Raw genomic sequence first — 23,886 nt, forward strand, 5'->3', positions numbered from 1 at the left:
GACCCCGATGTACGACCCCACTGTCGCCCGGCTCACCTACCGGGCCCTCCTCGGCCGCCGGCGGGCGGCGATCCTCTTCCTCCTGCCCGGCCTGCTCGTGCTCATCGCCGCGGCCGTCCGCATGCTCAACGGCGCGGACGACCAGGTCGCGGCCGACCTCCTCGGCGGCTTCGCGCTCGCCACGATGGTCCCGCTGATCGGCGTCATCGCCGGTACGGGCGCGATCGGCCCGGAGATCGACGACGGCTCCATCGTCTACCTGCTCTCCAAGCCGGTGAAGCGGTCGACGATCATCACCACCAAGCTGATCGTGGCCATCGCCGTCACCATGGTCTTCTCGGCCGTCCCGACGCTGATCGCCGGATTCATCCTCAACGGCAACGGCCAGCAGGTCGCCGTCGCCTACACGGTCGCCGCGCTGGTCGCCTCCATCGCCTACAGCGCCCTGTTCCTGCTGCTCGGCACGGTCAGCCGGCACGCCGTGGTGATCGGCCTGGTCTACGCCCTGGTGTGGGAGGCCCTCTTCGGCTCCCTGATCTCCGGCGCGAAGACCCTGAGCGTCCAGCAGTGGGCGCTGGCCCTGGCGCAGAAGGTCACCGGCGACGGCCTGATCACCTCCGAGGTCGGGCTGACGACGGCGGTGACGCTGCTCGTGTCGGTGACGGTCGTGGCGACCTGGTTCGCCGGCCAGAAGCTGCGCAAGCTGACCCTCGCCGGCGAGGAGTAGGACGACAGAGACGAAGCGGTACGGCTCCGAGGGGCGTCGCCCGGCCCCGGGAGGCCCCACCCGGAGCCGTACCGCCCCCGCCCCCCTCGCTCAGACCGTCCGTCCCGGCCCCGTCTCCCGGACCGTCCGCCCCGCCCCCGTCCTTCAGACCGTCCGGTTCCGGGCCGCGAGGAGGCCGACGGCGAGGGCCGTCGCGCAGACGCCGAGGACCCCGCAGATCGGCAGGGTCCAGGAGCCGGTGGCCTGGTGGAGGGCGCCGGCCACCAGCGGCCCGGCGGCGGCCATCAGATAGCCGACCGTCTGGGCCATCCCGGACAGCCTGGCGGCGGTCACCGCGTCCCCGGCGCGCAGCACGATCAGGGTCAGGGCGAGGCCGATGGCGCCGCCCTGGCCGATGCCGAGGACCGCCGACCAGAGCCAGGCGCCCTCCACGGGGGCCACCATCAGTCCGGCGTAACCGGCCGCGACGAGCGTCGTGACCAGCACGATCAGCGGGCGCTGGCTGCGCATCCGGCCGGCGAGCAGCGGCACCGCGAAGGCGCCGGCGACCTGGATCAGGTTGTTGAAGGCGAAGATCATGCCGGCCGTGGAGCGGCTCATCCCGTGGTCGGTGAAGATCGTCGGCATCCAGGCGATCAGCACGTACGACCACACCGACTGCAGGCCCATGAAGAGGGTGACCTGCCAGGCGAGTGCCGAGCGCCAGACGCGCACCGGGCGGGCGCCCTCGGCCGGGACGGCCCGTACCTCGTGTCCCGTACGACCGCGGGCGATCAGGACCTGCGGAAGCCAGGCGAGGGCCGCGACCGCGGCGAGCAGCGACCAGAAGCCGAGCGAGGCCTCCCAGCCGCCGCCCAGGGCGTTCTCCAGGGGGACCGCGGCCGCCGCGGCGACCGTCGCGCCGGCGATCATCGCGCCCGTGTAGACCGAGGTCATCGACGCGGCCCGGTCCGGGAAGTCACGCTTGATCAGGCCCGGCATCAGCACGTTGAGCAGGGCGATCGCGGTGCCGACGAGGACCCCGCCGGCGTACAGCGCGTACACGGACGGCAGCACGCGCGCGAGGATGCCGATTCCGAGCAGCAGGAGCGCCGCGAACAGCACGCGCTCGGCGCCGAACCGGCGGCCGAGCGCCGGCGCCACCAGGGCGCCCAGGCCGAGGAACAGCACCGGCACCGAGGTCACGAGCGAGCTCGCCGTCGCGGAGAGCCCGAAGGCGCCGGATATCTCGCCGACCAGCGGCGCCACGCTCGCGAGCGCGACCCGCATGTTGAGCGAGGCGAGGACGATGCCGACGAGGAGCACCGCCGGGTGCGCGAGCAGGGCGCGCCGGGCCGCCGTCCCCTCGGCCGAGGGCCGGACCCCGGCCTCGGCGTCGACGAGCACGCGGGCCTCTTCGCCGGTCCTCATCGGGTCTCCTCCGTCAGCGACCGCGTCGTCTCCATCGGCACCCGCAGCAGCTCGCGGGCCTGCCGCTCCGCCGCCTCCGGGTCGCCGGCCTCGACGGCCTCCACCAGGGCCTCGTGGGCGTCGATGTCGACCGGGGGCATCTCCCGGTCGCCGAGGGCCTCCACCAGGACCTCGTGGACCTGCGCGGAGAAGAAGCGGTAGACCTCGACGAAGGCGGCGTTGTGGGTCGCGCCGACGACCGCGAGGTGGAAGGCGAGGTCCGCGTCCGCGTTCCGGTCGCCCTCCTCCCGCAGCGTCGTGAGGGCGGCCCGCAGCCGCAGCAGGTCGTGGGTGTCGCGCCGGGCGGCCGCGAGCCGGGCGGCCTCGGCCTCCAGGGCGGCCCGCAGTTCGAGGACGTCCACCGCGCCCGCGTGGCGGACGCCGCGGAGCACGGCGGCCGGGTCGGCGGTGGACCTGACGAAGGTGCCGTTGCCCTGGCGGGACTCCAGGAGACCGGAGTGGACGAGGACCCGGATCGCCTCGCGGACGGTGTTGCGGCCGACGCCGAGCTGCTGTGCGAGCTCGTGCTCGGTCGGGATGCGGTCGCCGACCGCCCACTCGCCCTCGGTGAGCTGTGTGCGCAGCTGTTCCACCACGGAGTCCACCAGCGAGGTCCGCCCCGCCGCCTTGAGTGCCGCCATGCCGTTCGTACCCCTTCAGTCGCCCGGTTGCCCAGTCATCCTACAACTGACCGGGCGAGGGACGGCGGACTACTGTGGGGCCGTACGCGGACCGAACACCCTCACCACCTTCGGGAGTCAGTCATGTCAGACCGCTTCGACGTCGTCGTACTCGGAGCTGGCCCCGGCGGCTACGTCGCCGCCATCCGCGCCGCCCAGCTGGGCAAGCGGGTCGCGGTCGTCGAGGAGAAGTACTGGGGCGGTGTCTGCCTGAACGTCGGCTGCATCCCCACCAAGGCGCTGCTGCGCAACGCCGAGCTCGCCCACATCTTCAACCACGAGGCGAAGACCTTCGGCATCAAGGTCGACGGCACGGTCTCCTTCGACTACGGCGAGGCCTTCCGCCGCAGCCGCTCGGTCGCGGACGGCCGCGTCAAGGGCGTCCACTTCCTGATGAAGAAGAACGGGATCACCGAGTTCAACGGCCGGGGCACCTTCCTCGACGCGAACACCCTCCAGGTGGCCAAGGCCGACGGCACCTCGGAGACGATCACCTTCGACAACTGCATCATCGCGACCGGCGCCAGCCCGCGGATGCTCCCGGGCACGGCCCTCAGCGACCGCGTCGTCTCGTACGAGCAGCAGATCCTGGCCGAGGACGCCCCGAAGTCGATCGTCATCGCCGGCGCCGGCGCCATCGGCATCGAGTTCGCGTACGTGCTGAACAACTACGGCACCAAGGTCACCATCGTCGAGTTCCTCGACCGGATCGCCCCGCTGGAGGACGAGGAGGTGTCGAAGGAGCTGGCGAAGCAGTACCGCAAGCTCGGCATCGACGTCCTGACCTCCACCCGCGTCGAGGCGATCGACGAGTCCGGTCCGCAGGTCCGCGTCACCGTCACCGGCAAGGACGGCGTGCAGAAGGTCCTGGAGGCCGACAAGGTCCTCCAGGCCATCGGCTTCGCCCCGAACGTCTCCGGCTACGGCCTGGAGAACACCGGTGTCGCCCTCACCGAGCGCGGCGCGATCGACGTCGACGGCCGCTGCCGCACCTCGGTGCCGCACATCTACGCCATCGGCGACGTCACCGCGAAGCTGATGCTCGCGCACACCGCCGAGGCCATGGGCGTCATCGCGGCCGAGACCATCGGGGACGCCGAGACGATGGAGCTCGACTACCCGATGATCCCGCGCGCCACCTACTGCCAGCCGCAGATCGCCAGCTTCGGCTGGACCGAGGCGCAGGCCCGCGAGAAGGGCTACGACGTCAAGGTCGCCAAGTTCCCGTTCGTCGCGAACGGCAAGGCGCACGGCCTGGGCGACGCCACCGGCTTCGTCAAGATCGTCGCCGACGCGAAGTACGGCGAGATCATCGGCGCCCACCTGATCGGCCCCGACGTCACCGAGCTGCTGCCCGAGCTGACCCTGGCCCAGCAGTGGGACCTCACGGTCCACGAGGTCGCCCGGAACGTCCACGCGCACCCGACCCTGGGCGAGGCCGTGAAGGAAGCGATCCACGGTATTGCGGGACACATGATCAATTTCTGAGGTTTCTCCCAGCTTCGGGTGATAGGCACTGAAAGGTGCCGAGCAAAACCTCTCCGGGTGGAACCCCTCCGGGTGAACACCCTCCGGGCGAAACCCCTCCGGGTGGCGAACCGTCCCGACCGATCAGGTCGTGGGTGCGTTCGTCACCCGGTACGCATGTGTGGCTGGCGGTCATCGCGATCACCAGCCTCGTCATCGCGCTCGTCCCCCACGGCCTGGAGACCTACCTCCTCCACCGCAACAGCAGCAATCTCCACCAGCTCGCGCACCACCCCATGCGGGCCCTGCTCGGCAGCGCGTTCTGGATCGAGGACCCCGCCGACCTCCTGCTGTACGCGGTGCTCTTCGAGGTCTTCCACGCCCCCGTGGAACGCTGGCTGGGCACCCCGAAATGGCTCTTCACCGTCGCCACCGCCCACATCGCGGCCACGCTCATCAGCCAGCAGGTCGTCCTCGCGGCCATCCAGCTCCACGACGTCCCGCGCAGCATGGCGCACGTCGTCGACATCGGCGTCAGCTACGGTCTCGCCGCTTCCATGGGCATCCTGACCTACCGGCTGCCGAACCCCTGGCGCTGGCTCTACCTCGTCTGCGTGCTCGCGTTCTTCCTCGTCCCGCTCGTCACCGACCGCACCTACACCGACCTCGGCCACGCGATCTCGCTGGCCATCGGCCTGGCCTGCTACCCGCTGACCCGGGGAAAACCAGTGGTGACCGAACAACCGCCCGGCGCACACTAGTTGTACGGGGGACACGGGGGACACGGGGGATCCCCCGGGTGCGGCCGCTTCGAGCGCGTGGATCCACGATCCGCGCGGGCCGTGAACCCGCGAAGGCCCGCTCCCCTCGGGGAGCGGGCCTTCGTACGGTTTCCGGGACGTCGGGTCCTCGGGACGTCAGACCCTCGGGACGTCAGGTCCTCGGGGCGTCAGGCCGAGAGCAGGCGCTCCAGGACGACCGCGATGCCGTCCTCCTCGTTCGAGACCGTCACCTCGTCCGCCACCGCCCGCAGCTCCTCGTGCGCGTTGCCCATGGCCACGCCGTGCGCCGCCCAGCCGAACATCGGGATGTCGTTCGGCATGTCGCCGAAGGCGATCGTCTCCGCCGCCTTCACGCCGAGCCGGCGCGCCGCGAGCGACAGACCGGTCGCCTTGCTCAGGCCGAGCGGGAGGATCTCCACGATGCCGGGCCCCGCCATGACGACGTCCACGAGCCCGCCGACCGTCCCCCGCGCGATGCGGGTCAGCTCGTCGTCGGACAGCGTCGGATGCTGGATGTACAGCTTGGTCAGCGGCGCCGACCACACCTCCGCCGGGTCCTCGTACGGCACGTACGGCAGGGGCCCCTCGTGCGCCTGGTAACCCGGGCCCATCAGGACCTCGCCGTCCAGACCGTCACGGCTGGCGGCCAGCGCCAGCGGGCCCACCTCCGCCTCGATCTTGGAGAGCGCGAGACCCGCGAGCTGTCGGTCCAGGGTCAGCGAGGTCAGCAGCCGGTGCTCACCGGCGTGGTAGACCTGCGCGCCCTGCCCGCACACCGCTATCCCCTCGTAGCCGAGGTCGTCGAGGATGTGCCGGGTCCAGGGCACCGCCCGGCCGGTGACCACGATGTGCGCGGCACCCGCCGCCGTCACGGCGGCGAGCGCGTCCCGCGTGCGCTCCGAGACGGACTCGTCGGCCCGCAGCAGCGTGCCGTCGAGGTCCGTCGCGACCAGGCGGAAGGGGAAGGGGCTCACTTGGCGATCGGCTCCAGGACCTCACGGCCGCCGAGGTAGGGGCGGAGCACCTCCGGCACCCGCACCGAACCGTCGGGCAGCTGGTGGTTCTCCAGGATCGCCACGATCGTGCGCGGTACGGCGCACAGCGTGCCGTTCAGGGTGGCCAGCGGCTGCACCGTCTTCTTGCCGTCCTTCTCCTCGCGCATGCGGACGGAGAGACGACGGGCCTGGAAGCCGTCGCAGTTAGAGGCGGAGGTCAGCTCGCGGTACTTGCCCTGCGTCGGGATCCACGCCTCGCAGTCGAACTTGCGGGAGGCGGAGGCGCCGAGGTCACCGGTGGCGACGTCGATGACCTGGAACGGCAGCTCCAGCGAGGTCAGCCACTGCTTCTCCCACTCCAGGAGCCGCTTGTGCTCGTTCTCCGCGTCCTCGGGCGCGACGTACGAGAACATCTCGACCTTGTCGAACTGGTGGACGCGGAAGATGCCCCGGGTGTCCTTGCCGTACGTGCCGGCCTCGCGGCGGAAGCAGGGCGAGAAGCCCGCGTACCGCAGCGGCAGCTTGTCGGCATCGATGATCTCGTCCATGTGGTACGCGGCGAGGGGGACCTCGGACGTGCCGACGAGGTAGTAGTCGTCCTTCTCCAGGTGGTACACGTTCTCCGCGGCCTGGCCGAGGAAGCCGGTGCCCTCCATGGCGCGCGGGCGGACCAGCGCCGGGGTCAGCATGGGGATGAAGCCGGCCTCGGTGGCCTGGGCGATCGCCGCGTTGACCAGGGCGAGCTCCAGCAGGGCGCCGACGCCGGTCAGGTAGTAGAAGCGCGAGCCGGAGACCTTGGCGCCCCGCTCGACGTCGATGGCGCCGAGGGCCTCGCCCAGCTCCAGGTGGTCCTTGGGCTCGAAGCCCTCGGCCGCGAAGTCGCGGATGGTGCCGTGCGTCTCCAGGACGACGAAGTCCTCCTCGCCGCCGACCGGGACGTCCGTGTGGACGATGTTCCCGAGCTGGAGCAGGAGCTGCTTGGCCGTCTCGTCGGCCTCGTTCTGCTCGGCCTCGGCGGCCTTGACGTCGGCCTTGAGCTGCTCCGCCTTCTGCAGGAGCTCGGCGCGCTCCTCCGGGGTGGCCTTGGGGATCAGCTTGCCGAGCGACTTCTGCTCGGATCGGAGCTCGTCGAAGCGGACGCCGGACGACCTGCGCCGCTCATCGGCGGAGAGCAGGGCGTCGACGAGCTCGACGTCCTCTCCACGGGCGCGCTGGGAGGCGCGAACACGGTCGGGGTCCTCACGGAGCAGGCGAAGGTCAATCACCCCACCAGGCTACCGGTGCGCGTTCGTGTGCCCCCACCGGATAACGGTGCGCGTGTTGTTTTGCCCGGATTGAGGTGAGGAGAAATGCTGATCACCGGCCACCGCATTCACTTATCCACAGGCTGTGCGGAAGATCTGTGGACTACGGAGAGGCTCGCGCGGATTTCCCTCCCCGTACCTGGGAATTCCGTGATCAAACAGCATTCACACACTCATTTGGGTGGGAATTGCTCACTCCGACGAGTGAGTCGGCAGAGGAGTGCTGACAACCGGGCCCGTGGGGCTCTGTGGATGACGCATGGAACGACTGGGGGTGACTAGGCCGATTTGTCGACCATGTCGCGGCGCGCTGTCGACTTGTCCCCAGGGTTGACCGGGGTCCTGTGGATAACCTCTGTGGGTAACTGAAAAGTATGCAGGTAGGACTAGTGGTTCGTACCTGTGGACGAACGCTCACACCGCCGGAAGCGTTCGTCCACCATCGGATCAGGCCCGACCGTCCTGGGCCCTCGCCAGCCAGTCGGAGGCCTCCATGAACTCCACGTCCGAAGTCCCCCGCCGCAGCGCCCGCACGTCCTCGACCGCGACACCGGCCCGCGGGTACGAGCCGAGGAACCGCACCCCGGGGCAGATCCGCTTGAGGCCCATCAGCGCCTCGCCCACCCGCCGGTCCGAGATATGGCCCTCGGCGTCCACGGCGAAGCAGTAGTTCCCGATCCCCGCTCCCGTGGGCCGGGACTGGATCAGCATCAGGTTCACCCCGCGCACCGCGAATTCCTGGAGCAGTTCGAGGAGGGCACCCGGATGATCGTCACCCAGCCAGATCACCACCGAGGTCTTGTCCGCACCCGTCGGCGCCGCCGGCCGGGCCGGCCGGCCCACGAGCACGAACCGCGTCTCGGCGTTCTCCGCGTCGTGGATCTCGGTGACCAGCGCCTCCAGGCCGTACGTCGCCGCCGCGAACTCCCCCGCGAAGGCGGCGTCGAACCGGCCCTCCTGCACGAGCCGCGCCCCGTCCGCGTTGGAGGCCGCGGACTCCCACACCGCGTCGGGCAGATGCTTCCGCAGCCACTTCCGGACCTGCGGCTGGGCCACCGGGTGGCCCGTGACCGTCTTGACCTCCGAGAGCTTGGTCCCGGGCCGGACGAGCAGCGCGAAGGCGATCGGCAGGAGCACCTCGCGGTAGATCATCAGCGGCTCGCCGGAGGCCAGCTCGTCCAGGGTCGCGGTCACCCCGCCCTCGACCGAGTTCTCGATCGGGACGAGCGCGGCGGCGGCCTCCCCGTTCCGTACGGCGTCGAGGGCGGCCGGGACCGAGACCATGGGGACGAGTTCCCGCGTCGCGGCCTCGGGCAGCGTGCGCAGCGCCGCTTCGGTGAAGGTGCCTTCGGGGCCGAGATAGGTGTACCGGGTGGCGGACATACCGTCACCCTAATGGTCCCCGCCGCGCCGGGCCGCCGCTTGCTCCGGGCCCTGTGGTCAGGCCTCCAGGAGGCGCTGGCCGACGTACTCGCCCTCGGCGGGGCCGCCCGGCACCGCGAACAGGCCGCTCGCCTCGTGCCGGATGAACGCGGACAGCGCGTCGCCCCGGTCGAGCTTGCGCTGCACCGGGACGAAGCCCCTGAGCGGGTCCGCCTGCCAGCAGACGAAGAGGAGGCCCGCGTCCGGCGTCCCGTCCGGACCGATCCCGTCGTGGAAGGAGAACGGCCTGCGCAGCATCGCCGCCCCGCCGTTCTGTTCGGGGGCGGAGATCCGGGAGTGGGCGTTGTCCGGGATCACCGGCTTCCCGTCCGGCCCGAACTTGTTCAGGTCGAGCGGGGTGGTCTCGGAGCCGCCGGTGAGCGGGGCGCCGTCGGACTTCCGGCGCCCGATCACCTTCTCCTGCCGGGCCGACGGCAGCTTCTCCCAGTCGTCGAGCAGCATCCGGATCCGGCGCACCACCGCGTACGAGCCGCCGGCCATCCACTCGGGGGAGCCGCCGCCCCCGGCCGGGACGAAGATCCGCTTGTCGAAGTCCGGGTCGGTGGGCTTGGGGTTGCCCGTGCCGTCGACCTGGCCCATCAGGTTGCGGGCGGTCATCGGCTTCGCGGTGGCGCCGGCCGAGCGGTTGAAGCCGTTCATCTGCCAGCGCACCCGGGCCGCGTCCCCCGCGTCCTTCTGGACGGCGCGCAGCGCGTGGAAGGCGACGAGCGCGTCGTCGGCGCCGATCTGCACCCACAGATCGCCCTCCGAGCGCCGGGGGTCCAGGGCGTCGGCGGAGAAGGCGGGCAGCGGGTCGAGCCCGGCGGGCCGGCGCGAGGCGAGCCCGGTGCGGTCGAAGAAGGTGCGGCCGAAGCCGAAGGTGATCGTGAGGGAGGAGGGGCCCGCGTCGAGCGCGATGCCGGTGTCCTCGGCCGGGGCCTTGCCCGCCATCAGCACCTTCGCCGTGGCCGACCAGCGGCGCAGCAGGGCGGCGGCCTCCTTGCGCCCGGCGCCCGGGGCGAGGTCGAAGGCGATCAGATGGCCGCGGGACTGGAGGGGGGTGGTGATGCCGGCCTGGTGTTTCCCGTGAAACATCACCGCGGTCGAGCCGACGGTGGTCAGGGCCGGGGCGCCGCCGGTGCCGGAGGCGTCGTCGCCGGAGAAGGCCGCGGAGATCCCGGCGCTGCCGGCCGCGCCGACGACGAGGCCGGCGGCGCCCGCCGCGCCGACGGTGCCGAGCAGGCGCCGTCGGGAGAGATCGAGGTTGTCGCTGTCGGTCACGTGTTTCAGCCGATCTTCACGTTCTTGTCGATGGTGGTCTGGTCGATCTCGGAGGTACGGACGGTCACCTGGATCTTCCAGTCGCCCGGCATCGGGAACTGGACGCCGCTCGCGCTCCAGTGCCCGGTCTGGATCCGGTCGGGGGCGACGGGCAGCGGGCCCACGTTCTTCGCCTCCAGGGTGAGGGCGACCTTGATCTCGGGGACGTCCAGCGGCTTGCCGTTGGGGCGCTCGACGAAGAGGTGGAGCGCGTTGGCGCCGGTGCGGCCGGGGTCGAGGCTGAGACGCACGACGCCCTTGCCGTCGACGCCGCCGGTGTCGAAGGGCAGCCGGATGTCGACGGGCCGGTCGGGCACGGCGGCCGGGCCGGAGACGGAGCCGGCGCTGCCGGCCTCCTCCTCGGTGCGGCCGGGCTCGGTCGAGGTGAGGACGGTGGTCACGGCGAGGAGGACCACGGCGACGGCGGCCTCGGTCAGCACCGAGCGGCGCAGACCGGTCCGCTCGGGGTCGGCGTCCCGCTCCCGCTTGCGCCGCGCGGTGGCGACGGCGGCCCGCTGCCGGGCGAGCTGCGCGGCCCGCTCGGGGTCGGGGGCGGGGCCGGGGTCGGGGACGGTGGCGGTGGTGGTGGCGGTGGCGGTCGCGGTGGCGGTGGCGGTCTCGGGCTCGGTGACCGTGACGTCCGGGGCCTCGCCCGGCACCTCGGACACCTCGGGCTCGTCGGCCTCCCCGTCCGCCTGGTCTGCGGGGCCGGTCTCCCCGTTCACCTGGTCTGCCGGGTCTGCCGGGTCCGCCTCCCCGCCGGCCGGGTCCGCCCCGGCCGCTTCCCGTGGTGTCGGGTCCGCCAGGCGGCGGGTCCAGCGGCGGGAGATCCAGGCGATGCCGACGAGGACCGCCATGAGGCCGATCTTGACGAGGAGCAGCTGTCCGTACCGGGTCCCGGTCAGCGCAGACCAGGAGCCGACCTGACGCCAGGACTGGTAGAGCCCGGTGGCCGCGAGGACGGCCACGGAGCCGAAGGCCACCTTGGAGAAGCGGTCGACGGCGGAGCGTTCGACGGACGGCGTCCGGTAGAGGGCGACGAGCAGCACGGTGAGGCCGCCGAGCCAGGCGGCGACGGCGAGGAGGTGCAGGACGTCGACGGGCATGGCGATGCCGGGCTGGAGGCCGGTCGAGGCGTGCTCGGCCAGGGCCCAGGTCCCGGCGATGCCGGCGGCGACGACGGTGCCGCCGATGCCGAGGCCGAAGGCGAGGTCCTTCTTCTCCTTCGGGTCGGTGCGCTTGGCGTAGGCGCCGAAGAGGACGGCCACGAAGAGCGCGGCCGCGCCGAGCAGCAGCAGCCGGGAGGTGAGCGCGGCGCCGGTCTTCGTCTCCAGGACGGTCTTCAGGCCCGCCAGGTCGAAGGCGTCGGTGAGCTTTCCGGAGCCGGTGTAGGGGCTGCGCAGGAGGAGCAGCGCCAGGGTGGCGCCGGTGAGGGTCAGCCAGCCGCGGACCACGGTCTGCTGGACGGTGCGGATGCTCGCGCCGCGCGGCCAGCAGACCAGGACGAAGGCGCCGCCGCCGACGAGGACGATGAATCCGGCGTAGGAGAGGTAGCGGGCGATGCCGTAGAGGAGGCCGACCAGACCGCCGCCGGCGGTCTGCTCGGGCACGGCGACGGAGGTGGCGGAGGGGGCGCCGATGGAGAAGGTGAAGGCACCGGAGACGGGGTGGCTGTCGGCCGAGACGGCCTGCCAGGCCACGGTGTACGTGCCGTCGGGCAGTCCGGCGCGGAGCTCCACCCCGTACCGGACGACGGAGCCGCTGCACAGGTTCTGTATCTCGCCGGTGTCGGCCCGCAGGCCGGCCGGGTCGAGGACCCGGATGGAGTCGGTGCCCATGGCGACCTGTTCGGAGAAGGTCAGATTGACCTCCTTGGGGGCGACGGCGACCACCGCCCCGTCCTTCGGGTCGCTGCCGGTGAGCGCCGCGTGCGCGGAGGCGGGGGCGGCACCGGCGAGCAGCGTGCCGAGCAGCGCGGCCGCGAGGATCAGCAGCCGGGCCAGGGCGTTGCCGAGGCGCGGGGTGGTGGTCGTCATCTCTGTGTCACTCCGTCAACGAGCTCAGTGCTGCTGCGGGTTGTGGTTGGGTGCTTCGACGGGAACGTCGACCTTGATGGGGGCGGACTTCTCGAAGTGCAGCTCGACGCTGACCTTCTCGCCCTGCTTCGGCTTCGACTTCAGTTCCATGAACATGATGTGGTTGCCGCCGCGCGTCAGGGAGAGTTCGCCGTTCGCGGGGATGTCGAAGGACTTCACCTGCTGCATCTTCTGGTTCTTCGTCTCGTGCATGGTGATGTCGTCCGAGAGCGGGCTGGTGACGGAGGTGAGCCTGTCCGCCGTGTCGCCGTCGTTCTTGATGGTGAGGAAGCCTCCGGCCATGTCCATCACCGGCTGCGGCATGAACGCGCCGCTGACCTCCAGATCGGGCTTGCTCTCGGAGGACGAGCACCCGGTCAGCGCGAGTGCGGCGGTGAGTGCCACGGCGGCGGACAGGGCGGTGGTGCGGCGGTTCACGGGTTCTCCCCCTTGATGATCTTCGGCAGGTCCTTGGCGTAGTCGTCGACGCTCGCGTCCTCGCCGTACAGGACGTAGCCCTGGTCGGTGGTGGGCGAGAAGGCGATCACCTGGGCCCCGTGCATGGAGACGACGTTGCCGTCCTTGTCCTTCGTCGGCGGGTCGATGCCGATGCCGATCTGCCGGGCCCCGGCCTGGATGGCGGAGAAGTCGCCGGTGAGGCCGGTGAAGGAGGGGTCGCCGGCGGCGGGCAGCCACTTGGCGAGCTCGGCGGAGGTGTCCCGCTCGGGGTCGGTGGTGACGAAGACGACCTGGAGCTTGTCCTGGTCGGCCTTGGGGAGCTGCTTCTTGGCGATGGCGATGTTGCTCATCGTCAGGGGGCAGACGTCGGGGCAGTGCGTGTAGCCGAAGTAGATGAGGGTCGGCTTGCCCTTGGTCTGCTCGCGCAGGTCGTACTTCCGGCCCTTGGTGTCGGTGAGGACGAGGGCGGGCTTGGTGAACGGCCGGTCGAGGACGGTGGCGGCCTTGGTGGAGTCGGTGCCGCCGGAGACCTCGGCGAGGGCCGAGCCGGTGCCCGAGGGCTTGTCGTCGTTGCCGCCGAGGCCGACGGCCGCGACGACGCCGATCGCGGCGACGATCGCGGCGGTCGCGATGATCAGCGGCGTGCGCCGCCCGGGACGGGCCGTGGCCGCCCCGGGCGTCTTCTCTTCAGACATGGTGCTTCTTCCGGATGTCGGGTGAGGGTGTGGCCGTCAGGCCGAGCGGCGCCGGCCGGCGAGGATGCCGAAGGCGACACCGGCGATGCCGACGAGGATGCCGACGACGCCGAGGACACGGGCGGTGGTGTCGGAGGACGCGGCGGCGGTCTCCTCGTGGTCGGCCGACTCGTCGTCGTGACCGGCCTTCTCGTGACCGGCCTTCTCGTCCGCCCCGGCGGAGGCGGCGCCGCCGTGGTGGTCCTCGTCGGCGGAGGCGGCGGAGAGCTTCAGGACGGGGGCCGGGCTCTCGGGCTCCTCGGCGCCGTCCTTCTGCTCCTCGATCCAGCGCACGACCTCCTTGTTGTCGTACGTCTGGATCGCCTTGAGGACCAGCTCGTCGGTGTCCTCCGGCAGCTGCCCGAGGGAGAGCGGGAACTGCTGGAACTCGCCGGGGCCGATCTTCGAGCCGTCGGCGGTCCAGGTGACCTTGGAGACGGCCTCGTCGATCTTCTTGCCGTGCATCTCCAGCGGCTTGTCGAGCTTGCTCTTGGTGACCGCGACCTTCCAGCCGGGGAGGGGCTGCGGCATGACGGAGGCCAGCGGGTGGTCGAGCGGGAAGTTGACCTCCAGCTTCACGGTGGAGGCGTTGTCGCGCTCGTTCGGGACCTTGATGTTGACGGTCGCGTAGCCGCCCTTGGCCGCCTCGCCCACCGGCTGCACGCCGACGTGGGCGAAGGCGGGGCCGGACAGCAGCACCACGGAGGAGAGGGCGATACCGCCGGCGAGGGCGGCGCGGGCGGCGGAGACACGGGAAACGCTCATGGCAGAAGAACTCCAGCTCGGAGAAGGAGAAGGGCGAGGTGATCCGGCGCCCGGGGACGGAGGTCCCGCTCGGGCGTGCGGACGTGCGCGGCCCGCTCCCGTCGAGCGTGAGCGGTCCGCGTCAGGCTGCGAGGACGCAGTCGGCGGCCGGGGGGCCGCGCCTGATCACCGTGTGCTGGAGGGCCTCGGCCGCCGGCGGCGGAGAGGAGTCGGAGGCGGTGCGGAGGGGCCGCCGCGGTCCCGTGCCCGGAGCCGTCGGCAGTCCGGCGAGCAGGGCCCGTACGAGGCGGAGCGCGGCCCGCAGGGAGCGCACGAGGGCGCACTCGGCGAGCTCCGTCGCACCCTGCTCGGAGAGCTCCACGAGCCGGCCGAGGGCGCGGTCGCCGCGGCGCAGCAGCCAGCCCGTGGCCAGGGCGGCCAGGAGGTGGCCGAGGAGCATGGGCAGGCCGGGGAGCACCTCACCGGCGGGGGCGGTCGCCATGGCGGCCGCATGTCCCATGGCCGTGTGTCCCATGGGGGAGTGCACGGTCGCCGGGGCGACCCCGGCGTCGGTGAGGACCCGGACGGCGTCGGCGGGGTCGAGGGACGCGGGTCCCGCTCCGCAGACCAGCCGGGCGGCCATCCGGACGAGGGCGTCGTCGGCCTGGCCGCTCAGGGCGAGCTGCCGCTGTCCGAGCCCGAAGAGGACGTGCAGGCCGAGCTGCCCGCCCGCGAGGGCGCCGACGACGAAGCCGAGGGAGCGCTCGCGGCCGGCGAAGAGCACGGTGACCCCGAAGACGCCGAGGAAACCGGCGACGACGGTCCACAGGGCGATCCCCGCGCAGGCGGCGAGGGCGTGTCCCAGCGCGGACAGCACGACGCAGACCGCGGTGAACACCGCGGCCCTCAGCAGCCGTGGGGCGAGCGCGGGGGCAGTCATGGCGGGCCCATCATCGCACCACGCGCAAGACCGCCATGAGGCAGGTCCGGAAGGTCGCCCTTGGGCCTCTTCGGGGTGACATACACCGGCGCTTCCCGGCGTCATACACCGGCGTGGCCGCCGGGTCATCCGCCGAACGAGCGCTCTTGACGCCTTACCGTGCTTACGGAGCGTCCGCTCCGGCAATAGGTATCGGTATGTCGAGCCGCTGCCGGGAGGCTGGAGCATGAGCATCTGGTGGTCACTCCATCTGCGGCGCGAGGCCGCGAGCGTGCCGCTGGCGCGAAGGCTGCTGCTGGGCACGATGGAGACGGCGGGGGTCGATCCCGACGTGTCCTACGAGCTGTCGGTCGCGCTGACCGAGGCCTGTGCCAACGCCGTCGAGCACGGCGGCGGGGGCGGTCCCCGGGAGCCCGGCGGGGCGTACCGGGTGACGGCGTACCTGGACGGCGAGACCTGCCGCATCGAGGTCGCCGACTCGGGCCCGGGTTTCCCGGGGAAGGCGGCTCCGGCGGCCCCGTCGGACGACGCCGAGCACGGCCGGGGCCTGCGGCTGATCGAGGAGCTGGCCGATCACGTCCAGTTCGGCAACCGTTCGGGCCGGGGCGGCGCCGTGGTCAGCTTCGACAAGATCCTCAAGTGGCGGGACAGTCCGTCACTGCTCCTCGCATGAGGGAAGGGCCCCCGCCGGTCGGTCGGCGGGGGCCCTTCGGTTCCAACGTACGCGGGGATCAGCCCTTCAGCGCGGCCATCCACGCCTCGACCTCTTCGGCGCGTCGCGGCAGCGCGTCCGAGAGGTTCCGGTTGCCGTCCTCGGTGACGAGGATGTCGTCCTCGATCCGGACGCCGATGCCGCGGTACTCCTCCGGCACGGTCAGGTCGTCGGCCTGGAAGTACAGACCGGGCTCGACGGTCAGGCACATGCCCGGCTCCAGGGTGGTGTCCACGTACATCTCGGTGCGCGCGGCGGCGCAGTCGTGGACGTCCATGCCGAGCATGTGACCGGTGCCGTGCAGGGTCCAGCGGCGCTGGAGGCCGAGCTCCAGGACGCGCTCGACCGGGCCCTCGACGAGGCCCCACTCGACGAGCTTCTCGGCGAGGACGCGCTGGGCGGCGTCGTGGAAGTCGCGGTAGGAGGCGCCGGGCTTCACCGCGGCGATGCCGGCCTCCTGCGCCTCGTACACGGCGTCGTAGATCTTGCGCTGGATGTCGGTGTACCGGCCGTTGATCGGCAGGGTGCGGGTGATGTCGGCGGTGTAGAGCTCGGTGGTCTCCACGCCGGCGTCGAGCAGCAGCAGGTCGCCGGAGCGGACCGGGCCGTCGTTGCGGACCCAGTGCAGGGTGCAGGCGTGCGGGCCGGCGGCGGCGATGGAGCCGTAGCCGATGTCGTTGCCCTCGACGCGGGCGCGCAGGAAGAACGTGCCCTCGATGTAGCGCTCGCTGGTGGCCTCGGCCTTGTCGAGGACCTTGACGACGTCCTCGAAGCCGCGGGCGGTGGAGGCGCAGGCCTTCTCCAGCTCGGCGATCTCGAAGGCGTCCTTCACGAGGCGGGCCTCGGAGAGGAAGACCCGCAGTTCCTCGTCGCGCTCGGCGGTGACCTTGTCGGTCAGCGCGGCCTCGATGCCGGCGTCGTGGCCGCGGACGGCGCGGACGGGGCCGGTGGCCTCCTTGAGGGCCGCGGCGAGCTCGCGCACGTCCTTGGCCGGGAGGCCGAGGAGCTGCTCGGCCTCGGCGAGGGAGTGGCGGCGGCCGACCCACAGCTCGCCCTGGCCGTCGAGCCAGAACTCGCCGTTCTCGCGGTCGGAGCGCGGCAGCAGGTAGATCGTGGCCTCGTGGCCGTCGGCCGTGGGCTCCAGGACGAGGACGCCGCCTGCGCTCATTTCGGGCCGGCCGCCGGTGAGGTACGCGTACTCGGTGGAGGCGCGGAAGGCGTACTCGGTGTCGTTCGACCGGGTCTTCAGGTTGCCGGCGGGGACCACCAGGCGCTCGCCCGGGAAGCGGGCGGAGAGCGCGGCGCGGCGGGCGGCGGTCTTGTCGGCCTGCGCGATCGGGGCGAGGTCGTGCAGCTCGGTGTCGGCCCAGCCGGACTTCATGTTCTCGGCGAGCTCGTCGGACACGCCCGGGTACAGGCCGTTCTTCCGCTGCTTGATCGCCTGCTCTTCGGTCTCGGTCTCTTCCGGGGTCTCCGGGGTGAGCTCCTCGGCCACGGGTCTGCCTCCTCTTGGTACGACACTGAACCCCCACCATCGTACGGTCGTGCGGAAGGGGGCCCAGGGCCGGAAGACCCATTACCGGAGAGTTACGTTCCGCTTACATCTATCCCGCTCGGAGCGGGCTCACTCGAAGCGGGCGGCGAGCAGGACCACGTCCTCCCCCTCCACGGCCGGGTCCAGGCCCTCGGGGAGCAGGGTCCGCAGGACGTGGTCGGCGACGGCGCCCGGGTCGCCCCGGTCGGCCTTCGGCACGCTCGCGGCGGCCGCGTGGAGCCGGGCGAAGGCCCGGTCCATGGCGTCCCCGGTACGGCGCAGCAGCCCGTCCGTGTAGAGAAGCACCGTTTCTCCAGGTGCGGGGGACAGTTCCACGCTCGGCGCCTCCCAGCAGGAGAGCATCCCGAGCGGGGCCGAGAGCGAGGTCTCGACGAACTCGGTGCGGCGCTCGCCGACGACCAGCGGCGGGGCGTGTCCGGCTCCGGCGAGGACGATCCGGCGCTGCGCGGGCTCGGCGTAGGCGAAGAGCGCGGTCGCCGAGCGGGCCGGTTCGGTGAGCCGGAGCAGCAGCTCCAGGTCGGAGAGGACGGCGACGGGGTCCTCGCCCTCCATCACCGCGTACGCCCGGAGGGAGGCGCGCAGCCGGCCCATGGCGGCGAGCGCGCTGGGGCCGGTGCCGGAGACGGAGCCGACGGCCAGCCCGAGGGCGCCCTCGGGCAGCGGCAGCGCGTCGTACCAGTCGCCGCCGCCCAGCGGGCCGGTGCGGTGGCGGGCGGCGAGCTGGACGCCGGGGACGCGGGGGAGGCGGCGGGGGAGCAGCTCCTCGGCGACGGTGGAGACCTGGACGCGGGCGCGCTCGACCTGGACGAGCCGGGCGAGGTGCTCGGTGGCGAAGCGGCCGTAGAGCCCGATGAGGTGGCGCTGCCGGTCGGTGGGCTCGGCGGGCTCGTCGTAGAGCCAGACGAGGGCGCCGAGCCGGCCGGCCTCCTCGGTGGCGAGGGGGAGGGCGTAGCTGGCGGCGTAGCCGAGGCGGGCGGCGACCTCGCGGTGGCGCGGGTCGAGGCCCTCCTCCGTGCGGACGTCGCGGATGGCGATCGGATCGGGGACGCGCTCCGGGTGCGCGGGGTCGGGCAGTCCGTCGAGGAGGCGGCCGTAGCTGGTGGCGCCGCGCGGGACGGTCTCGATGGTGCCGAGCTCGGCGTGGGCGAGGCCGAGGCCGACGGTGCTGGTGGGGCCGTGGCCGTCGGAGGGTTCGAGGACGGCCATGCCGCGGCGGGCGCCGACGAGGGCGGCTCCGGCGCCGAGCACCTCGCGGAGGGCCTCGTCGAGGCGGTCGGTCCTGATGAGCCGCTCGGTGAGCTCGTGGAGCGTGGTGAGGTCCGAGACCCAGGAGGCCAGCCGGTCCTGGATCAGGACGCCGGGTGGGAGGGCCTCGTCGGAGGGGCCCGCCGCCGCGGGGACCCCGTGGAGGGGCGACGTAGTGTGCGGGGGCCCGGGAGCCGTGGAGTCGATTCCGGCCACTTTCGGCATCTGCGGGGCGGTCATGGCAGTCGGCTTTCCGACCGGTGCGTTTGACGCCATAGCATCGCAAACTCCCATGTCATTCCGAGCTGCTCGATGCATCCACATGTACACGCAGAAGAGGAACGATGTCCAGCATTGTCCTCGCGGGACTTGTGGTGTCCGTGAGGTCGTGCGAGGGGGTTGAAGTGCAGGGGAAGTTGGCCGAAAATCGTCCCCGGTGTGCACCTTTTGCGGTCGACTGGCGTCGTTTGAAAGCGCGTCATTCCCAGCGTGCTGGGTACGTAATCGGTGACAGGCAGGGGCAGTTGGCACCGCCCCGGAACGTGACGCGGAACCCCGGCGTCTTCACCGCCGCAGGCCGCAACCCGCCACCGAGTGGCGGGGAACGTGTTCTGACCCGCTCCGGCTCTGACCTGGCTCCACCCGGTTCCCCCGGGATCCACCCGGCACCGGCCCGGTCCGCCCCGCCCCCCGGCGGGTCGCACCCCGCCGACCCGGCACGCGCTGATACGCACGGTGAAGTTTTCTGCACATGGTGTGATGTGGATTCGGCGTTCAACGGAAAGGAACGAGCGCTCATGCGCGAGATCCTCGGAAGGCGACGCAGGCTCCGGTTCCGGCGCAAGGAGCGGACCGCCCGGCTCGACGCCGCGGTCACCTTCGCGGTCGAGTGGAACTGGCCCGTCCTGCCGGGCGCGGGCCTGAGAGCGACGACGACCCGTACGGCCACGGCCACGGGCGCGAGCCCGGGCGCGGGGGCCCGTACGGCTGCGGGAGGCGCGACCCGTACGGCCCCGGGAGCGGCCTGCTCCTGTCCCGACCCCGACTGCGCGGTGCCCGGCGCGCACCCCTACGACCCCGGACTGCTCGCGGCCACCACGGACGAGCGCATGATCCGCTGGTGGTGGACCCGGCGCCCGGACGCCCCGGTGCTCCTGGCCACCGGCGGCCGCGCGCCCTGCGCGGTCAGCCTCCCCGCGGCGGCGGGGGCGCGGGCGCTCGCCGCGCTCGACGCGGCGGGCATGCGGGTCGGCCCGGTCGTGGCGAGCCCGACCCGCTGGTCGATCCTCGTCGCCCCGTACGGCCTCGAACGGCTGGGCGAGCTGCTGTACGCGAAGGACAGCGTGCCCAGCTCGCTGAGGTTCCACGGCGACGGCGGCTATCTGCTCCTTCCGCCGTCGGTCGCGGCGACCGGACAGGTCCGCTGGGAGCGGGCGCCGCTCGCAGGCTCGGCCCGGCCGTGGCTGCCCGACGTCGAGGCGGTGGTCGACGCCCTGGTCGAGGCGAGCACGAGCGCCCCGGGCGGCGGGAGCAGGCGGGCGTACTGAGGCACGCCCGGGAGGACCGTTCACCCGAACGGGTGTGTCCCGGTCCGACTTGTACGGGAAACGGGCGCGCGGCCGACCGGGCGCCCGGATCCCGCCGCTATGTTCACACCACCGTCCAAGATCTCAGGAGCAGGTGGTGGGTCCCATGAGGCCGGTGAACCTCCGCGTGGTCGGGCTCGGCACCGCCGTCGCGGTCGCCGTCCTGCTGCCCCTCGTCGCGACGGCGAAGCCGACGGGGGGTCCCGGGCGCCCGGCCGGCGCGAGCGCCGGGGACGACGCGAAGGCCGGGGGCCTGCTGAAGGGGCTCGGCCCGGGACCCCGTACAGCGGACTCCGCCACCCCCACCTCCGCCCCCGTCCCCACTCCTTCCGCCTCGGCTCCGACGGCCCCCGAGCGCGTCACGCACTGCGGTCCGGAACTCGCCTCCCCCGAGGGGGCCGAGGCGCAGACCTGCGTCCTGACCGAGGGGCCCGACGTCTGGGCGCGTACGTACTACCGGAACGTGACGGGCCGACAGCTCGACGCGTTTCTGACCCTCATGGGCCCCGGCGGGCGGACCGTACAGGTGGACTGCCCCGTCCCCGCGCAGGACGAGCCGGGCACGTGCGAATCGCCGAGGGAGCGCGCCCGGGGCGCGGCCACCGGCTATGCGGCGGTCGCGGAATTCGCCGGAGCGGGCGAGGGCGGCAGTACTCCCCTGCTGCTCCGCGCGGGAAGCAACACGGCGGACAGCGAAGGAAGTTGAACGTCGGACGCTTCGGGCCTGCCGGAAGCGGACATGGAAAGGCCCGGTCGCTGGCGACGGGGGATGCACCAGCGACCGGGCTTCAAGAACGGTAACAAGAGATCTGCTGTTCGCAAATTCGATCTCGGTTATTCGGACAGGGAATTGTCCGACCGCAGACCCCCCTGTGGCGGAAGTCACCGACTGGTCGGTCTGTCAGTCACCGATACCGCCTGGGGTATCAGCTGAGAGTCACCTGACGGTTCGTGAGACCGCCGCGCGCCCGGCGCTCCTCCGCCGTCAGCGGGGCGTCCGAGGCGAGCGCCGCGGCGAGCCGCTCGGCGAACTCGGCCGCCGGCTTCTCGCAGTCCTCGGCCGTCATCGACGACGGCAGGTCCCACACCGGCACCATCAGGCCGTGGGCCCGGAAGGAGCCGACGAGGCGGGTGTCCGCGCCGAGCGAGGTGCCCTCGCCGGCCTGGAGGCGGGCGAGCGCGTCGAGGAGCTTCTCCTCCGGGTGCGGCATGACCCAGCGCAGGTGGTTCTTGTCCGGAACCTCGCACCAGTACGCGGAGTCGACGCCCGTGAGCTTCACGGTCGGGATCGCGGCGGCGTTGGCCCGCTCCAGGGAGGCCGCGACCTCCGGGTCCGCGCCGTCCGTGGACTGCGGGATCCAGAACTCGAAGCCCGTGTGGACCTCCGGCACGAACGGGGCGTCCGCGTCGAGCAGCTCCTGGAGGCGCGGGCCCTCGGCCGGCACGCGGCGCGCGGGGACCGGGGTGCCCGGCTCCGTCTCCAGGGCGCGCTGGAGGGTGTCGGCGAGGTCGCGGGCCAGGTCGCCGGAGGTGGAGTCGTTCTGCAGGGCGAGCAGGACGGAGCCGTCGTCGCGGCGGAGCGCGGGCCACGCCATCGGCAGCACGGTCGCGAGCGTCACGGACGGCACGCCCTCGGGCAGCCCGCCCTTCAGCGTGAGCGGCACGGTGGCGGCCGGGACCAGCTCGCGCAGCGCGACCCAGTCGCACTCGCCGGGCAGGCCCTCGAAGGGGCGCTGGACCAGCTCGGTCACGGCGTGCGCGGCGGCCCGGCCGTGACACGCCTTGTAGCGGCGGCCCGAACCGCACGGGCACGGCTCGCGCGCGCCGACGACCGGGATCTCCCCGCTCGTGACCTGTGCCTGGCCGGCCTTGCCGGCCTTCGTCTGGGGGCGCTTCTTGGCCATGGTGTGGCTTTCTCCCGATCGCGGCTGTGCGGTGCTGTATCGGGCGCGAGCCTAGCCGCACCGGGCGCCGGGGCCGTTCAGGCGGGGCGGCGCGGCAGCGCGGGCGGGCGCCGTCATGAGGCCGCGCCCGCCACCGCGCTCCCGCACCGGTGCTCAGTCCCCGGTGCTCAGTCCCCGGTGCTCAGTACCGGAGCTCAGTCCAGGTCGTCGTACGCGTCGAGGAAGTCGAAGCCCGAGCCGCCGCCGACGCGCGCCGCGAAGTCCTCGCGGCGGTGTCCCTCGGTGACCACCACCCAGACGGTGACCTCGCCGGTCGCGCTGTCCCGCACGCCCCAGTCCTGGGCCAGCGCGCCGATGATGTTCAGCCCGCGGCCGCCGTGCGCGGTGACCGAGGGCGTCGACGGGACGGGCCGTGTCGGACCACCGCCGTCGGTCACCTCGACCCGCAGGCCGCCCGCCGGGTCGACCCGCCAGGCCGCCCGCACATCGCCTTCGCCCCGCTCCGCCTGGCCCAGCGGCCTGCCGTACCGACAGGCATTGCTGAGCAGTTCGGAAAGGATCAGTACCGCGTCGTCGACGACCGATTCGGACACCCCGCTGCGGTACAGCTCGTCCCGCATCCGGTGCCTCGCCTCACCCACGCCGGCAGGGCCATGAGGTACGGCCATGCTCGACGACGTGGGCACCTGCTGTGCCACCACCAACGCCACCCCCGAGACCTCCTTTACCCCCACGCCACCGTGTGGATGCCCCAATGGCCTGGACCGGAAACCGGCCAATCCACGTGTGATGAGGCACTCGTGACGATCGCGTACGCAGGGAACGCGCCGGGGCACACCCTGTAAGGGTCGTTGCCCCCTGTGACGGGCGGGAAAGGAGCGACGGGAGAGCCGGCTCGCTCCTCAGGCGCGGCCCAGCTGGGCCAGCACCTGCTTCGGACGGTTGGTGATGATCGCGTCGACGCCCAGGCGCTCGCAGAGCTCGACGTCCTCGGCCTCGTCCACCGTCCAGACGTGGACCTGGTGCCCGGCCTTCTGGAGCCGCAGGATCACGGTGGGGTGGTGCCGGACGATCCGGATCGAGGGCCCGGCGATGCGCGCGCCCGCGGGGAGCCGTCCGTCGCGCAGCCGGGGCGAGACGAACTGGGCGAGCGAGACGGTGGGCAGCGTCGGCGCGGTGGCGGCGATCCGGTGCAGGGAGCGGGCCGAGAAGCTCATGACGCGTACGGGGGACTCGGCGGGGGACGCGGGCGCGTCCAGGCCGAACCGCCGGAGGAGCTGGAGCAGCTTCTCCTCGACCTGGCCCGCCCAGCGGGTGGGGTGCTTGGTCTCGATGGCCAGCTCGACCCGGCGCCCGGCGTCGGAGACCAGCTCCAGGAGCCGCTCCAGGGTCAGGACGGAGGTGAGTCCGGTGTCTTTCCAGTCGGGGATCTCGCCGGAGTCGTCCCGGCCCTTCCAGGTGCCGAAGTCGAGGGCGGCGAGGTCGGCGAGTTCGAGCGCGGACACGGCGCCGCGGCCGTTCGAGGTGCGGTCGACGCGCCGGTCGTGGACGCAGACGAGATGGCCGTCGGCGGTGAGCCGGACGTCGCACTCCAGGGCGTCGGCGCCGTCCTCGATGGCCTTCACATAAGCGGCCAGGGTGTGTTCCGGTGCGTCCTCGGACGCGCCGCGGTGGGCGACGACCTGGAGGGGGACGCGGTTCGGGTGCTGCCGTGCGTGGGTCACGGCGTCATGGTGCCATTGGCGGGGCGGCGCGAGCACCCCGGGATGTGTCCGTTCTGTCCGTA

The 23,886-nt window shown here is 72.4% G+C and carries 21 protein-coding genes and 1 pseudogene; 6 read left to right on the forward strand and 16 right to left on the reverse strand.

Annotation, left to right across the window (positions count from 1 at the left end; genetic code table 11):
- Nucleotides 1-7: 7 nt before the first annotated feature.
- Nucleotides 8-727 (forward strand): ABC transporter permease, encoded by a 720-nt coding sequence (locus ACFYUS_RS16180; protein WP_388851362.1) that lies wholly within the window; start codon nucleotides 8-10, stop codon nucleotides 725-727.
- A 144-nt stretch (nucleotides 728-871) separates the two neighbouring features.
- Here the strand turns inward: ACFYUS_RS16180 and ACFYUS_RS16185 are convergent, their stop codons facing one another.
- Complete coding sequence (locus ACFYUS_RS16185) at nucleotides 872-2,137, reverse strand: CynX/NimT family MFS transporter (protein ID WP_388851365.1); 1,266 nt, start codon at nucleotides 2,135-2,137, stop codon at nucleotides 872-874.
- Nucleotides 2,134-2,817: a FadR/GntR family transcriptional regulator gene (locus ACFYUS_RS16190; RefSeq protein ID WP_388851367.1), complete on the reverse strand. Its 684-nt coding sequence runs from the start codon at nucleotides 2,815-2,817 to the stop codon at nucleotides 2,134-2,136. Before ACFYUS_RS16190 ends, ACFYUS_RS16185 begins: the two co-directional genes overlap by 4 nt.
- Before the next feature lie 123 nt (nucleotides 2,818-2,940).
- On the opposite strand from ACFYUS_RS16190, the gene lpdA reads away from it, so the two are divergent.
- Both lpdA and ACFYUS_RS16200 read left to right on the forward strand, forming a co-directional pair.
- A complete protein-coding gene (lpdA, locus tag ACFYUS_RS16195) occupies nucleotides 2,941-4,344 on the forward strand; it encodes a dihydrolipoyl dehydrogenase (RefSeq protein ID WP_388851370.1) in 1,404 nt (467 codons plus the stop codon).
- 122 nt (nucleotides 4,345-4,466) lie between these two features.
- Entirely contained in the window at nucleotides 4,467-5,084 is a 618-nt protein-coding gene (locus ACFYUS_RS16200; protein ID WP_388851786.1) for a rhomboid-like protein, read from the forward strand.
- A gap of 188 nt (nucleotides 5,085-5,272) precedes the next feature.
- On the opposite strand, the gene ACFYUS_RS16205 is transcribed toward ACFYUS_RS16200, so the two are convergent.
- The 9 genes from ACFYUS_RS16205 to ACFYUS_RS16245 form a co-directional block, all read right to left on the reverse strand.
- Complete coding sequence (locus ACFYUS_RS16205; RefSeq protein ID WP_388851373.1) at nucleotides 5,273-6,079, reverse strand: HAD family hydrolase; 807 nt, start codon at nucleotides 6,077-6,079, stop codon at nucleotides 5,273-5,275.
- The gene (gene serS, locus ACFYUS_RS16210) at nucleotides 6,076-7,365 is read right to left on the reverse strand and encodes a serine--tRNA ligase (protein ID WP_388851376.1); all 1,290 of its coding nucleotides are present in this window, start codon (nucleotides 7,363-7,365) and stop codon (nucleotides 6,076-6,078) included. Before serS ends, ACFYUS_RS16205 begins: the two co-directional genes overlap by 4 nt.
- A gap of 486 nt (nucleotides 7,366-7,851) precedes the next feature.
- Nucleotides 7,852-8,787: a prephenate dehydratase gene (gene pheA / locus ACFYUS_RS16215; RefSeq protein WP_388851379.1), complete on the reverse strand. Its 936-nt coding sequence runs from the start codon at nucleotides 8,785-8,787 to the stop codon at nucleotides 7,852-7,854.
- Between the two features lie 57 nt (nucleotides 8,788-8,844).
- On the reverse strand, nucleotides 8,845-10,107 hold the full coding sequence (gene efeB, locus ACFYUS_RS16220; RefSeq protein ID WP_388851382.1) for an iron uptake transporter deferrochelatase/peroxidase subunit: 1,263 nt from the start codon (nucleotides 10,105-10,107) through the stop codon (nucleotides 8,845-8,847).
- A 5-nt stretch (nucleotides 10,108-10,112) separates the two neighbouring features.
- Nucleotides 10,113-12,182, reverse strand: coding sequence for a copper resistance CopC/CopD family protein (locus ACFYUS_RS16225; RefSeq protein WP_388851385.1), 2,070 nt, complete (start codon nucleotides 12,180-12,182; stop codon nucleotides 10,113-10,115).
- A gap of 24 nt (nucleotides 12,183-12,206) precedes the next feature.
- A complete protein-coding gene (locus ACFYUS_RS16230) occupies nucleotides 12,207-12,659 on the reverse strand; it encodes a copper chaperone PCu(A)C (RefSeq protein ID WP_388851388.1) in 453 nt (150 codons plus the stop codon).
- On the reverse strand, nucleotides 12,656-13,375 hold the full coding sequence (locus tag ACFYUS_RS16235) for an SCO family protein (RefSeq protein WP_388851391.1): 720 nt from the start codon (nucleotides 13,373-13,375) through the stop codon (nucleotides 12,656-12,658). Before ACFYUS_RS16235 ends, ACFYUS_RS16230 begins: the two co-directional genes overlap by 4 nt.
- Before the next feature lie 36 nt (nucleotides 13,376-13,411).
- Complete coding sequence (locus ACFYUS_RS16240) at nucleotides 13,412-14,179, reverse strand: YcnI family protein (RefSeq protein WP_388851394.1); 768 nt, start codon at nucleotides 14,177-14,179, stop codon at nucleotides 13,412-13,414.
- Nucleotides 14,180-14,300: 121 nt separating this feature from the next.
- Nucleotides 14,301-15,098 (reverse strand): hypothetical protein, encoded by a 798-nt coding sequence (locus tag ACFYUS_RS16245; RefSeq protein ID WP_388851397.1) that lies wholly within the window; start codon nucleotides 15,096-15,098, stop codon nucleotides 14,301-14,303.
- A gap of 226 nt (nucleotides 15,099-15,324) precedes the next feature.
- On the opposite strand from ACFYUS_RS16245, the gene ACFYUS_RS16250 reads away from it, so the two are divergent.
- On the forward strand, nucleotides 15,325-15,771 hold the full coding sequence (locus ACFYUS_RS16250; protein WP_388851400.1) for an ATP-binding protein: 447 nt from the start codon (nucleotides 15,325-15,327) through the stop codon (nucleotides 15,769-15,771).
- A gap of 58 nt (nucleotides 15,772-15,829) precedes the next feature.
- Here the strand turns inward: ACFYUS_RS16250 and ACFYUS_RS16255 are convergent, their stop codons facing one another.
- Together ACFYUS_RS16255 and ACFYUS_RS16260 are read right to left on the reverse strand one after the other, a co-directional pair.
- Complete coding sequence (locus ACFYUS_RS16255) at nucleotides 15,830-17,305, reverse strand: aminopeptidase P family protein (protein WP_388851402.1); 1,476 nt, start codon at nucleotides 17,303-17,305, stop codon at nucleotides 15,830-15,832.
- Nucleotides 17,306-17,434: 129 nt separating this feature from the next.
- Nucleotides 17,435-18,886: a PP2C family protein-serine/threonine phosphatase gene (locus ACFYUS_RS16260; protein WP_388851405.1), complete on the reverse strand. Its 1,452-nt coding sequence runs from the start codon at nucleotides 18,884-18,886 to the stop codon at nucleotides 17,435-17,437.
- A 521-nt stretch (nucleotides 18,887-19,407) separates the two neighbouring features.
- On the opposite strand from ACFYUS_RS16260, the gene ACFYUS_RS16265 reads away from it, so the two are divergent.
- Nucleotides 19,408-20,157 (forward strand): bifunctional DNA primase/polymerase, encoded by a 750-nt coding sequence (locus tag ACFYUS_RS16265; RefSeq protein ID WP_388851408.1) that lies wholly within the window; start codon nucleotides 19,408-19,410, stop codon nucleotides 20,155-20,157.
- A gap of 145 nt (nucleotides 20,158-20,302) precedes the next feature.
- Nucleotides 20,303-20,902, forward strand: a complete 600-nt coding sequence (locus tag ACFYUS_RS16270) for a hypothetical protein (RefSeq protein ID WP_388851411.1) — start codon at nucleotides 20,303-20,305, stop codon at nucleotides 20,900-20,902.
- 220 nt (nucleotides 20,903-21,122) lie between these two features.
- Here the strand turns inward: ACFYUS_RS16270 and ACFYUS_RS16275 are convergent, their stop codons facing one another.
- The 3 genes and pseudogenes from ACFYUS_RS16275 to ACFYUS_RS16285 form a co-directional block, all read right to left on the reverse strand.
- Nucleotides 21,123-22,100 (reverse strand): DUF5926 family protein, encoded by a 978-nt coding sequence (locus ACFYUS_RS16275; RefSeq protein ID WP_388851414.1) that lies wholly within the window; start codon nucleotides 22,098-22,100, stop codon nucleotides 21,123-21,125.
- Between the two features lie 194 nt (nucleotides 22,101-22,294).
- Nucleotides 22,295-22,898 (reverse strand): annotated as a pseudogene (locus ACFYUS_RS16280) (ATP-binding protein).
- 104 nt (nucleotides 22,899-23,002) lie between these two features.
- Nucleotides 23,003-23,824: a glycerophosphodiester phosphodiesterase gene (locus ACFYUS_RS16285; RefSeq protein WP_388851417.1), complete on the reverse strand. Its 822-nt coding sequence runs from the start codon at nucleotides 23,822-23,824 to the stop codon at nucleotides 23,003-23,005.
- Nucleotides 23,825-23,886: the final 62 nt, after the last annotated feature.

It is taken from the genome of Streptomyces sp. NPDC004284, assembly GCF_042874035.1.
Lineage (GTDB): Bacteria > Actinomycetota > Actinomycetes > Streptomycetales > Streptomycetaceae > Streptomyces.